This window comes from [Limnothrix rosea] IAM M-220 (assembly GCF_001904615.1).
Lineage (GTDB): Bacteria > Cyanobacteriota > Cyanobacteriia > Cyanobacteriales > MRBY01 > MRBY01.
Genome location: NZ_MRBY01000002.1, coordinates 96044 through 108532, shown reverse-complemented (window position 1 = coordinate 108532; position 12489 = coordinate 96044). Strand labels below are relative to the sequence as shown.

The 12489-nt window shown below is 47.2% G+C and carries 12 protein-coding genes; 7 read left to right on the top strand and 5 right to left on the bottom strand.

Annotation, left to right across the window (positions count from 1 at the left end; all coding sequences use genetic code 11):
- Positions 1 to 4 precede the first annotated feature (4 nt).
- Positions 5 to 1390, top strand: coding sequence for a TldD/PmbA family protein (locus tag NIES208_RS01765; RefSeq protein WP_216349340.1), 1386 nt, complete (start codon positions 5 to 7; stop codon positions 1388 to 1390).
- Between the two features lie 131 nt (positions 1391 to 1521).
- A complete protein-coding gene (locus tag NIES208_RS01760; protein ID WP_075889092.1) occupies positions 1522 to 1950 on the top strand; it encodes a DUF29 domain-containing protein in 429 nt (142 codons plus the stop codon).
- A 42-nt stretch (positions 1951 to 1992) separates the two neighbouring features.
- On the opposite strand, the gene NIES208_RS01755 is transcribed toward NIES208_RS01760, so the two are convergent.
- A complete protein-coding gene (locus NIES208_RS01755) occupies positions 1993 to 3252 on the bottom strand; it encodes an MFS transporter (RefSeq protein WP_075889090.1) in 1260 nt (419 codons plus the stop codon).
- Positions 3253 to 3277: 25 nt separating this feature from the next.
- On the bottom strand, positions 3278 to 5797 hold the full coding sequence (locus NIES208_RS01750; protein WP_075889088.1) for an O-antigen ligase family protein: 2520 nt from the start codon (positions 5795 to 5797) through the stop codon (positions 3278 to 3280).
- Between NIES208_RS01750 and NIES208_RS01745 the strand changes: the two genes are divergently transcribed.
- Entirely contained in the window at positions 5797 to 6360 is a 564-nt protein-coding gene (locus NIES208_RS01745) for an ATP-binding protein (RefSeq protein ID WP_171971690.1), read from the top strand. The two genes, NIES208_RS01750 and NIES208_RS01745, sit on opposite strands and share 1 nt — an antisense overlap.
- Here NIES208_RS01745 and NIES208_RS01740 read toward each other — a convergent pair.
- Together NIES208_RS01740 and NIES208_RS01735 are read right to left on the bottom strand one after the other, a co-directional pair.
- On the bottom strand, positions 6317 to 6592 hold the full coding sequence (locus NIES208_RS01740; protein WP_084176495.1) for a DUF3143 domain-containing protein: 276 nt from the start codon (positions 6590 to 6592) through the stop codon (positions 6317 to 6319). The two genes, NIES208_RS01745 and NIES208_RS01740, sit on opposite strands and share 44 nt — an antisense overlap.
- Before the next feature lie 83 nt (positions 6593 to 6675).
- On the bottom strand, positions 6676 to 7155 hold the full coding sequence (locus NIES208_RS01735; protein WP_075889084.1) for a J domain-containing protein: 480 nt from the start codon (positions 7153 to 7155) through the stop codon (positions 6676 to 6678).
- 92 nt (positions 7156 to 7247) lie between these two features.
- Between NIES208_RS01735 and NIES208_RS01730 the strand changes: the two genes are divergently transcribed.
- From NIES208_RS01730 to NIES208_RS01725, 3 genes are all read left to right on the top strand, one after another.
- Positions 7248 to 7892 (top strand): DciA family protein, encoded by a 645-nt coding sequence (locus NIES208_RS01730; protein WP_171971689.1) that lies wholly within the window; start codon positions 7248 to 7250, stop codon positions 7890 to 7892.
- 381 nt (positions 7893 to 8273) lie between these two features.
- Positions 8274 to 8540: a hypothetical protein gene (locus NIES208_RS18450; protein WP_139324959.1), complete on the top strand. Its 267-nt coding sequence runs from the start codon at positions 8274 to 8276 to the stop codon at positions 8538 to 8540.
- A gap of 528 nt (positions 8541 to 9068) precedes the next feature.
- Positions 9069 to 9326: a DUF6761 family protein gene (locus NIES208_RS01725; RefSeq protein WP_075889080.1), complete on the top strand. Its 258-nt coding sequence runs from the start codon at positions 9069 to 9071 to the stop codon at positions 9324 to 9326.
- A 185-nt stretch (positions 9327 to 9511) separates the two neighbouring features.
- Here NIES208_RS01725 and NIES208_RS01720 read toward each other — a convergent pair whose 3' ends face one another.
- Entirely contained in the window at positions 9512 to 10903 is a 1392-nt protein-coding gene (locus NIES208_RS01720; RefSeq protein ID WP_075889078.1) for a malic enzyme-like NAD(P)-binding protein, read from the bottom strand.
- Between the two features lie 249 nt (positions 10904 to 11152).
- On the opposite strand from NIES208_RS01720, the gene NIES208_RS01715 reads away from it, so the two are divergent.
- The gene (locus NIES208_RS01715) at positions 11153 to 12256 is read left to right on the top strand and encodes a zinc-binding metallopeptidase family protein (protein ID WP_139324958.1); all 1104 of its coding nucleotides are present in this window, start codon (positions 11153 to 11155) and stop codon (positions 12254 to 12256) included.
- Positions 12257 to 12489 lie beyond the last annotated feature (233 nt).

Below are 12489 nucleotides of genomic sequence, written 5' to 3'. Positions count from 1 at the left end.
TCCCATGCCACTAAACAAAGAGATGACTGATACCCTCAAGAGTGCGATCGCCGACCGAAAGGCTCAGGTGGATTACCTCGAAGTACGGGTACAGCAAAGTGAATCGACCAGTATTTCGTTTCGAGGTCCCCAGTTTGATGGCAGTAACCGCAGTTTTGCCCTCGCAGGCGGCATCCGCGCTTGCCATGATGGTGGTTGGAGTTTTGTCACCTTTAACGGTTTGGAAGAACTGGGCGATCGCCTTGATGATGCGATTACCCAAGCAAAACTTGTCGGTAAGGAATCGACGCAGTTAGCACCGAACGGCGCGATTGAAGATTATGTTCCGGTTGATATTAAACAAGATCCCCGTGCCGTTTCTCTGAAGGAAAAACGGGATCTCGTGGCGAAGTATAACCAGATTTTGCTGGATTATGACCCTCGCATCCAAACGACGATGAGTAGCATTAGCGATAAATTCGTCACCACCTACTTCGTTAATTCCAATGGCAGTTGCATTGTCCAAGAACGTCTTGATGTGAATGGCAGATTTGGGGCGATCGCCCGTGGTGAAGACGGTGTGGTGCGGCAGGGCTTTGAGTCGCTCAACTCTCGCTGTGACTTTAATGCCCTCATTGGCATTGAAGATCGCGTCAAAGGGGCAGCCGTGCGAGCAGTGCGTCAGTTAGAAGCGAAGCCTGTCAAAGGTGGTCAATATACCGTCGTGCTCGATCCCTATCTTGCCGGTGTGTTTATTCACGAAGCCTTTGGTCATTTATCTGAAGCTGATTTTGTCTATGAAAATCCTCGGATGCAGGAGCTGCTCACCATCGGCAAACCCTTGGGCATTAAACAGCTCAATGTCATTGACGACGCGACTTTACCGAATTTGCCCGGCACAATGAAATACGACGATGAAGGGGTTCCCGGACAGCGCAAATATTTGATCAAAGATGGTGTTTTAACCCAGCGTCTGCACTCCCGCGAAACAGCGGGAAAAATGGCAGAGGAACCCACTGGTAATGCCCGCGCCATTCTCGCGTCCTATCCTCCTCTGGTGCGCATGACCAATACGGCGATCGAACCCGGTGATACATCTTTTGAGGACATGATCAAAGACATCAACGAGGGTGTTTACGCGGTGCGGATGCTCGGCGGTCAAACTAACGGTGAAATGTTTACCTTTGCGGCGGCGGAAGGCTACATGATTCGCGACGGCAAAATTGCGGAGCCGGTGAGCGATGTCACCCTCAGTGGTAATGTCTTCCAAACTCTCAATGATATTGAGGCGATCGGTGACGATACGCTTTATACCAACGGTGGTTGCGGTAAGGGCGGTCAAGGTGGCTTGCCTGTTAGTGTGGGTGGCCCTCACCTGCGCATTAAAAATGTCGTCGTTGGTGGTCGTTAATTTAAACATGCAGGCTAGATCTCCGACTTCTTTGGCTAGACATTGATTTATGTCGCAGTGCAACAAAAGAAGTCGGAGATCTTAATAAATGGGGGCGATCGCCGCTCCTATCGCTTTAATTGGTGAATCGGATGAATGTTATTACTTACGAAGACGATTTCCATGCATGGACACAACAGCAGGCAGAACTTTTGAGAAATCAAGATTTCAGCGACTTGGATTGGTCGAATATTGCCGAAGAAATAGAGAGCATGGGGCGTTCTGAAAAAAGACAACTAGAAAGTCGTTTGGAAGTGCTGATGATGCATATGCTCAAATGGCAATATCAGCCCAATCGTCAATCTCGCAGTTGGCAATTTACGATTAAAGAACAACGTCTTCGCATTGAAAAGCTGTTGTCCGAAAACCCTAGTCTACGTTCTCAGCTTCAACAATATGTCGAGAAATCATATCCTTTGGCTGTGTTGAGGGCAGAGCGAGAAACTGGATTATCAGATTTTCCCGTTGAGTGTCCGTTTGAATTAGAAGAAGTGTTGGAAAAGTCTTACGAAATAATTTAAATGCAATATTTTCCTAATGCTCTCCCAAACACATAGTTACTCTTATTGTTTGGACGGTGCTGAAGAAGGGCTTTTTTGTCCAAGTAATTGTTCTAAAAAGAGTGATACGCCGATACAAGGCACAATACTGAGGGCTGCCACTAACCAAAATCCGTGGGCGATCGCCGGAGCTTGATCCAGCGCCCAACCACCGAGGGGAGGGCCAATGAAATAACCGATCGCCCAACATTGGGAATTGAGCGCGAGATAAACCCCCCGCTGGGATTCGGGCGCGAGATCCACCACCAATGCCGATGCAGAAGGGGTGTATGTGACAACCGCAAAAGATAAAATCCCTAGACTGGCGATCGCCCCCACAAAAACCGGAAATGTTGCCATGCCCACTCCCCCCATCACAATAAAACCGATGCCCCAAAACAACAGCGAAACCATTAAGGCCTTTGGTCGAGAAAAGCGGTTGAGTAGGCGCGCCACGGGTAGTTGGCAAACCGAGGCAAAGACCACATGCCATGTAAACAAAATACTAATTAACTGGGGCTGAACATCCGCAAAATTGGTGAGGTAGAGGGGTGCGGTACTTTGAATCTGTGAAATATAAATTGTGAAAACGATATTCACCGCTAAAAACACCACAAGACGGCGATCGCGCAGGGCTTTAAACCAGCTTTCAAAAATAGAGGGCGATGGACCACCATCCGGATGTTGGTAAGTTTGACTTTCCTGAATCGCGAAAAAAATCAGCCAGAAAAAACCAACGAAAGTTATGCCGTCAAGGACAAAAAGTAAACGGTAATTGTCGAGGGTCGAAATAATCACACCACCCAGAATTACACCTAGTCCTAAACCAACATTGTCCGCTAGACGGGCGATCGCAAAGGCTTCATTTCGCTGTTCTCCAGTGGTCAGATCCGCTACCACCGTTTCTGTCGCTGGCCAATACAAACCAATCCCTAAACCTTGTAAAAGATTCCCTGCCACCAGCATCGAAAAAGTATTCGTTGACGCAAAAACAAGATCCGCAACGGCGGCGATCGCCAGAGCCACCAATAGCGTTTTTTTGCGACCCCACTGAGGATTATCCGCCCAAGATCCCCCCACAAAGCGACCCAATATCCCAGATATCGAACCACTACCGAGGGCAAGACCCACCTGAGTTGCCGTGAGTCCGACATCATTCACAAAAAAAATCGGCGCATAGAACATCACAAAGCCTGTGCCAATGTGGGACAGCAATCTGCCCGCGGCTAAGATCCAAACCTGAATATCCAAGCCTAACAGCCACGTGTTTGACGTTTTACCCATGAACTAATGACGAAAAATGCCACCCTCAATTGCCAGAATCTACTAGTGTAAAGCCGTTTTGGGTGGGATGGGGTAAGCCCAATTCTTCTCGGTTAACTTCATTCACCAGTCGATCAAGCTCCGGTAAAGTCCGCGGAAAGCCACCCCCTAAACTAAGGATGGAGACCAAACGAAATTGCTCAAGGCGCTCCGGATGAAGGATGGCATCAACCCCTGTAAAATTTTGGCTGCGATAAACTAATTGGGAAGCTGTGCGATCCGTTGTGCGGCGGGAATCCATGGGGATTTGTCGCAACCATTGGCGTAAATCGCGCTCTGATTCGGTGGGTGTTTCTAGTACATATTGTGTGACTTGTCCGAGGCGATCGCGGAAACCTAGCTCTAGTTGTTTTTCCGGATTAAAATACGCCTGTAAAATCAGCCAAATAGTCCGTCCGGGGTCAGCGGCAAGGTTCGCTTCCACGAGCTCAAAGGCGGCTTCTGGCTCGCTGTCACTCAGCAGTAAAGTTTGGATAATGGGTGAAAATTGGTCTTTTTCGTCGAAATATGGAATCGGTAATCCGTGCCACCAGCTAATCCAAGCCATGCGCTCTTTTAGGGAAATAACTAAGGGATCGTCGGGATCAATCCTTGCTAGTAGCTCTTTGTGTAAGGCGAGGCAGGCTTCTACTGCCGCAATGCGATAACCTGCCAACTGTTTGTCATTCCAGTTGCCGAGGGTCATATGGCCGGGTGAGATTAGTCCTTGTAGTGCTAAGGCGGCGATCGCCTTCTCCTCATTGCCTTGGGCGAGATGACTTAACCCCAATAAAAAGTAACTAGAGGAAACTGGATCGCGGGGGAGAAGCTGAATATTACGCTCGAAATAGGGTTGGGCTTTTACTAAATCAAGTTCCGAGAGGATAATTCCGACATTTTGATTGAAATACGAATCGTTGGGAGCGGCCTCTAGTGCCTGCATGAGATACTCAGCGGCGAGCGCTGTACTTTTTCGATAATCTTCGGGTGAGTCTTCTTGGTAAGTGCGATTTTCAAGGAACCAAAAGGCGAGATACAGGGCATAATTTGGATTCCAAGCGTGGATTTCACTGGCTGTGGCCATATCAACAAAAGCTTTTTCGTTTTGCCCTTGTTCCCAAGCGATACGTCCAGAGCGAAATAAATTCATTGACCAAACGCTAGGAAAAATAGCAAAAAGCGCCACAAAGACACCTCCTAAACTGCCGATGCTCAGGATACGGCGTAGGGGCGTTGCTAGGGGTTTTGGTTCTGTTGTTAAGGTTTCGTCGGCGATCGCCACGAGTAGAACAACGGTTAGTAGCAACGTAAAACTAATTGATATATTTTCGAGCTGGTAATCTGTCAAGGTTGCGCCACCATAGGCAAGCCAGCTACCACCGAGACCGTAAATGAGTCGCTTAATTTTGGGATGATCGGTCGTTTTTTGTACCCGCCAACCAAGCTTGATCAACTGAAATAGCAGGAAGGCGATCGCCGCGCCGCCGATTAAACCAAGTTCCGCTAATAGGTGTGGAGCTGTGCCGTGGAGCTGTTGGATGTGGGCAGCGCCTGTGCCAACGGTGATAGGTCGATAGAGATTGTAAATGCGGGACATATTGCCCAAGCCAGCGCCAGTGAGGGGGCGATCTTGCAAAATATTAAAACCACTACGCCACATAAACAGTCGGTCTTCTGTTTCCCCGTCGACTCGAAATTCCACTTTTGGTAAGCCACTTGATGAGGTGTCAACCAAGATAAGGCGCTGAACACGGGGATGTTGTAGTGCAATGACAAAAAATAACGTTAAGAAACCGAGGGCAATGCTGCTAAGTATCCACCGTTTTCTACCTTTAGTTCGCCAAATGACAAATCCAATCGAGGCGATCGCCCACAACAAAAATCCGACAAATGCCCCCCGCGAAGAGCTGGTATAAATCACAAAAAGTGCGGGGAAACAAAGAAGCGGTACGCCTATTATTTTTTTGACATGACCCCCTAGGGAAAGGGCAAAACTGAGGAGCAGCGGCAACACTAAACAAAAATACGCACCAACAAAATTATGGTGACCAATAGGAAAAAGATTACGATCTAGGCGCTCTAGGTATAGCCAGCCAACAATTGACCAGACACTCATCCCGAAGCTGAGGATCACGAGAAAGCGCCGTAAATTCTTCGCATTCCAGCCCCCTTGCCCTAAAAAATTTCTGAGGGTGTACAGGGCAACGCCATAGCCGCTGATCGTCATCAGCTGCCACACAGCAACTCGCGGAAACGGGGCAAAAATTGTTGATAAAACACAAGCGATAATAACTGCGGCGATCGCCCAATCCAAACCATAACCGAGGGGACGAAAGGGCAAATCAAATTGCCGAATCACACCAATCAAGGCAATCCCCAAACACAGAAAGCCCAGTTGCCACATCAAAATCCAAGGAAATGTCACCATCAGGTAATAGCTTTCTGGCAGTACCATAAAAATGGTTAGGAGAGCGACACCGACATTGCCAAGCCATTGCCACCAAGGCAGTTGAAGTCGTTCAAGCATTGACCGTTTTTCCATGGAAATTCCTCAAATTTTCCCTCAAAATGAAGCAGTTCTCCCAGCATATCTCGCATTTTCTAATTGGGATACCGGGAGCCGGCAAGTCTACGGTGGCACGCTGGCTCCAAGCTGAAACTCAAGGACAAATTGTCTCACCCGATGATATTCGTCAACGGCTTTACGGTGCTGCGAGTATCCAAGGAGATTGGGCTGCCATTGCGGCTGTCATTGATCAGCTCATACAAGAGGCGATCGCCACCCAGCAAACTATTATTTACGATGCCACGAATTTTAATCGGCAATGGCGGCAAGATTTTTTAGCGCAGTACAACCAAATCCCCTGGATTGGCTGGCACTTACAAACCCCTTTTGATGAGTGTTGGCAGCGTAATCAACGGCGATCGCGGCAAGTACCTTGTGAAATCCTGCAAAAAATGGCGCGGGAACTTATAGAGAATCCGCCGCGATGTGAGGAAGGTTTACGAGCAATTATTGCAGTCCCAAATAGCGATATATCGACGCTTAGGGCCCTGAAAAAACAGCATCTTCAATATCTTTGCGACTGAGGGAATATTTAAAAGACCGCTCAATGTCCGAACCGTCAGCTCCCGCTTTCACATAACGCACTGCAAGTTCTTCAATTTCTAGGCAGATTTCTGCTTCCCAAGTCGGGCGACTTACCATCCAACAATGTAGTTCTTCGGACTGCTGCTCACAGCCAAGGGAATATAGCCATTGCTCAATTTTTGGTAAAGGATGATTGTACAGCGGACTGTCAACGGACGGCATGGCAGACATAGTTTTTTTGCTTGGCAATAACGCGACGTAACAAAGTTTAGAAAATGTGGCTTTAGTTTAACAATTTGACGTTATTTCTGGAATTAACCTGCATTACCCTGGCTCAAACTCAGGGCGATCGCCAACAGTAAACAGCCCGCAAAAGTAGTCAACATAATAAATAGCGCAAAAATTTCTCCTGCCGATAAAGGTCGATCCGTGGGATCAAGATAAGCCGAACTGGTGTAATTCGACTCACCAGAGCTGGACTCCCGGTCAGTTTGCACAACACTATATCGAGAAAAGCCAATTTTTAGATCATAAAGCGATCGCCGCTCCGGACTACTGAGCGTCCCATAGGCCTCATTGAGACGCTGAAACTTTGCCCGAGCTTCCGCCTCCGGTAAAACAGTCGTATCAGGATGAAACTTTTTACTGAGCTGCCGATATTTTTGACGAATTTCCATCGGCGAAGCCGTCGGATTTAAACCCAACACGCCATAATAACTAAGAGCGATGCGCGTTTTTACATCTAACGTTTTTTTTGCCTGTTGTGCACGAGAATCCGGCGAAGTTTGTGCCATCGTAACCAGATGCCAAAATTTTTGATATTCTACCCCGCACAATAAATTTCGGCTTAACTATGCCGTTTTTGTGGGATGCTATAGCCCTTTTTTTGACCTTTAGTTTTCCTGTGAGTGCGGCGATCGCCATGACCCTTAAGCCCCTAGAATCAGTCCTAAAAACAGTCATGCACCAAAAAGCATGGCAACATCAACGACACCTACAAACCATCACCACCCTGTGGCAGCAACTGCTCCCCCCAAAAACCAAACTCAATAGCTATCCCCACAGCATCAAAAACAATACCCTGTTCATCGCCACAAGTAACGACACCTGGTCCCAGCACCTCACCCTCCAGCGCCTCAACATTCAAAAAAAACTCAACGCAAAATTGCCCCCGAGCGAAGCCATACAAAATATTCGCTTTACCAGCACCCACTGGCACCAAAAACCCGCCTATTCCCCCCTAGCCGATCCAGATTCCCCCCACCCCAGTCGAACCACTTCCCGTTCCCCCCAAGCAAAACGAGCCGGTGGCGACTCCCCCAGTGCAGCCGTACGCGCGTGGCTAACAAAACAACAGCAACAACTGGAAAATCAACCCCCCTGTCCAAAATGTCACGTTCCCACCCCCCCCGGCGAACTTAAACGTTGGCAAGTTTGTCGATGCTGCATCGCGCAAAAATGGCATCACAAACAAAATATGTCGCAACAGTTACGTAATAACCCCACCACTAATCAAGAAATCACGACATAACTTTGACAGTTAATACCTAGAAAAATGACTCAGTAAAGTATTTTTCCCTACTCATTTTTTTATCACTTTAAATTAGTTCATTAACCTGTCCGGGTAAGACTTGTCTGATTAGAAAAAAATATTTAAATTGATCCCAGTGCCGAAAAACTGTTTTCTAATCAAAATAACCACAGATTTTATCAAGCCAAAGAAAATACAAGTCTGTTTACATAACGCAATAGAGAATATAAAAAAAAGCTAAATCTTACCAAGCGAAAAAAGGCTCTACATAGATGACCTTCTATGGTGTTGAGTTTACTTTGTAGCAATTCTTACACAAGTCATAATAAACAGACATAAGAGACCCGATCACAATTTCTCATCTAATAGTCAGCCACCATAATGAACAGTAAAAATTGCTCCATCTCTACCTGTAAAACTTGTCGCTACTTCCGGACAGAAGGGAGAAGAGGTGGTACTTGTGAGCAATTTGGGACATTCATGGATCCCGCTTGGAATGCCTGTCCACTAGGGGTTGCTGCCTTTGAGACAGTACCCAAGGAGGTACAGCCTATTGAAGTTTTGGAACACTCTTTTACATTGGAGTTTGCGGGAGAGTCTATGGTGCAAGCTTTGACTGAGCCGTCAACTTGTCCTGATGTTGCTTAAGTCTCTACTGGTTTGGTTGGTCAATGGGTAGAGTCGCAAAATTAGACAATAAAAATAATAGTGCTGACTCTATCCCCTAATGGTGCATTTAGTTAAAACCTATCGAATGACTAAAAGGCTGATTTAGCTTGGATTTAAAGGGATATTGTTCGGTGAAAGTCAGTCCTTGAAATTTTCTACGCTTTAGGTATTTTAGCAAAAAATATTTTTTGTTTTTCTTTAAATTCTGGTCACTAAATTTAGTGATTGTTGCTTGAAATGGGGGAGGGCAAGCTATATTTTCTGCTAAGGATGAATCGGTATTTGACGATAGAAAAAGCGTTCTGAATCGGAGGGGTAAATGGAAGAGCTGAAAGCTGTATAAGTATTTTTTCTTAAGGGTAATCAGTACTATTCGGATCTGAAAAATATCTCCTCGGACGACAAAAATCGGTAAAATGAAGCATAAGGGCAAAAAATAGTGGTTTTTGAGCCAAATTGTAGTCCTCAAAACTATTGCTGCTTTAGTAACTTTTTTTCCTTTTATTTATGCTTCAAGACAGTTTGACAATTCGTTATTATCAGCGTTTGACCGATGCGATGGTGGAACTATGGCGACGGGGCAGCCGCTATGAGGATATTCGTAACTATATGGATGGCTACATCGCTTGCTTGCGCCATACTGGCTCACTGGAGGCGTACAAAATTCATCGGCTAGAGGATGAGGCTTTTCGCTTTTTGCGTGATCCCTCAAATTTTGAAATGGCTTATCCCCAGACTCAGACGGAAACGGACTATCATTATTAGGTTTTGTGTTCAGGGCTCTTTTGAGCGGGGTATTTTTTTGTGTGTATCGGAAGTAATGGCTGGGTGGGCGATCGCCGTCTAGGCCGTGAAGGGATCTGACACAGTTTTTGTCTGAATATACTAAATCGCCCTAAACCGTCATGGTTTGGGCGAGTTTAAGGTGGATGTGGATTGGGGTAAGGTGGCTAGCTACGGGCGACACCGTCTTGGCGTGCTGCTTGACCAACGGCGGCTGATACGGCTACGGCTACGCGTTCGTCAAAGACAGAGGGGATAATGTGCTCTTTATCCAGTTGGGCATTGCTGACGAGGGAGGCGATCGCCTGGGCGGCTTGGAGACACATATTAGTGGTAATACTTGAGGCGCGACAATCTAATGCACCGCGGAAAACGCCCGGAAATGCTAAGACATTGTTAATTTGGTTGGGGTAATCGCTTCGACCTGTGGCCACAACTGCGGCTTTATCGAAAATGAGTTCGGGTTGAATCTCCGGAATGGGGTTTGCCATGGCAAAAATGATGGAGTCTTTCGCCATTGAGGTGACCATTTCTGGGGTGACAACGCCCGGTACGCTAACACCAAGGAAGACATCGGCTCCTTTCATTGCATCGGCAAGATTGCCTGTGGCATCTACTGCAAATTCGGCTTTTTCTGGGGTGAGATGCTCGCGTGTGGTGGAAATGATGCCTTTAGAGTCACACATCCAAATTGCGCCCACGCCTGCTTGACGCAAAAGTTTGGCGATCGCAATACCGGCAGCTCCAGCACCGTTGATCACAATGCGGACATCTTTTAGGGATTTTTTGACGAGCTTGATGGCATTAAACAGCGCAGCCAAAGAAACGATCGCCGTACCGTGTTGATCGTCATGGAAGATAGGAATATCAGTTTCTTCCTTGAGACGTTTTTCAATTTCAAAGCAACGGGGGGCAGCAATATCTTCTAAATTGACACCACCGAAAACAGGGGCGAGATATTTTACTGTTTTGACGATTTCATCGACATCTTGGGTATCGAGACAAATGGGAAAGGCGTTGATCCCAGCAAATTCTTTAAAGAGCATGGCTTTACCTTCCATCACGGGCATTGAAGCTTCTGCGCCGAGGTTCCCTAAGCCTAGAACGGCGCTGCCGTCCGTGACGATCGCCACCATATTACTTTTTACGGTGAGGTCAAACACCCGCTCCGGGGATTCGGCGATCGCCTTACAAACCCGACCAACACCGGGCGTATAGGCCATGGCTAAATCTGACTGCACGGTGAGGGGAATGCGGCTTTCGATAGTGATTTTGCCGCCCCGGTGAATGGCAAAGGTACGGTCTGCAACATCTAGAACTTCAATATCTTCGAGAGCTTTAACGGCATCGACAATTTCGTCGGCATGTTGATCACTAGAAGCATCGACGGTAATGTCCCGCAGCAAAAACTTGAGATCCCGTTCAATGAGCTCGATATTGCCTAAGCTGCCCCCCACTGCGGCGATCGCCTGAGTTACTTGCGCTAAGGTTCCCGCTTGGTTTGGGATACGCAGACGGAGGGTAACGCTGTAACTGGGATTGGGGGTAAGGGCAACCATAATTTTGTATTTAATGCTCGAACACTAAAGGCTAATGGGAAAATTCCCATCCCATTTAACCTCACTTTTCCCGATTGCAGAAGCCGCCGCGCGACAGAATTGTAATCAGGCGATCGCCTTTCTCCCGTTCCAGCCACCATACGGGTCTACATTTAGCGAATATTCTTTACTTTTGTCCCCACTAATTAACAACCGAGAAGACTAAACTGATAGCAATATCCCATCATTTCCCCCAAGAGGACGACATACATGGATGCTTTGGAATTGGGACTTGAACAATTAACGTTCGGGGCGATCGCCGATGTCGAAACCGACTATGCCGAACTCGCAGAATTCATTGATATCCTTAAGCCCCTCATTCGTCAGCCATCCGTAGTGGGTAACGAAGACGCATTCTTCCGAATTTTGCGCCGGGAGCTAGAAGAATTTGACCACCTCAACGTACAGCTTTACCACGGTGTCCTCGTCGCCCAGGGCAGTAAACCCCATGACCTATTTCTCTCCGCCCACATTGACCGCCACGGCTTACTCTGCACAGGGCCCAATGAATTTCAATATGCCGCCTTTATCGCCGGAAATCGCGGTGAAGTAATGGGAGACTCCGTATCGGAACATATGCTGAATACCATCGAAAATCGCTTCCAAGGACAGCGGGTACAAGCACATTTTCCCTATACCGGCACTTACCTTGCCCAAGGAGAAATCACAAATTCCTACATTTGCCCCGAACGCAATAATCTAATTTTTGAAGTCGATGGTCTGGAATTTTTGCAACCGGGTACACCCATCTCTTTTCTAGATCGTTTGCAAATTGAAAATGGTTTAATGTCGGCACAGCTGGATAATGTCGTCAGTGCTGCGATGATTATTTATCTGTTTCGGAAAGGATTTCAGGGCACAGGTTTATTTACAGCCCAAGAAGAGTCTGGCCGCAGTTGGCGCTATGCCTTGTCTTGGTTTCAACGGGAAAGATTGACCACCCAAAGATTAGTGGTGCTCGATACAAGTCCCTACGCCACCCGCGAAGATGCGGATGTTCAACAGGTAACGTTGCGTCATCGAGATGCTAATGGGGAATTTTCGGAGGCCATGACCCAAGAATTAGTGACTCGCTGCGAGGAATTAGGTTTAAGTTACGGCTTTAAGGATGAATATATTGCAACGCAAAACGAAACCCGTAGTAGACCCTATCCCCTTGGTCGCACGGAGTTAGGCCGGATTATTGTTGCCACTGAAGGAGAAATCAACGGCACAACGCTACAAATTCCGACGACGGATTATCACACAGCAACGGAAACTGCTTCTTTGTCGGCGATCGCCGGTGTTTTAAAACTATTGATGTCCTATATTTAACCTGAGTTCGGTTTAAGCATGGTCTGGAATGACGACGCGGCGACAGGGAGAGCGAAGGATGGGGCGATTTTTCATTCAAACAATTCTAGGAGTCAAAAAATGCGAGTGTCCGTTGATGTCCCATGTCTCCCCATCCCAATGTCCCCATGTCTTCAAGGCATTCAGATAACTCCTTAACCCGAACGGACGTTATATTTAAAACCCGAAAGCGAGGGAGACACGGAGACAAGGGG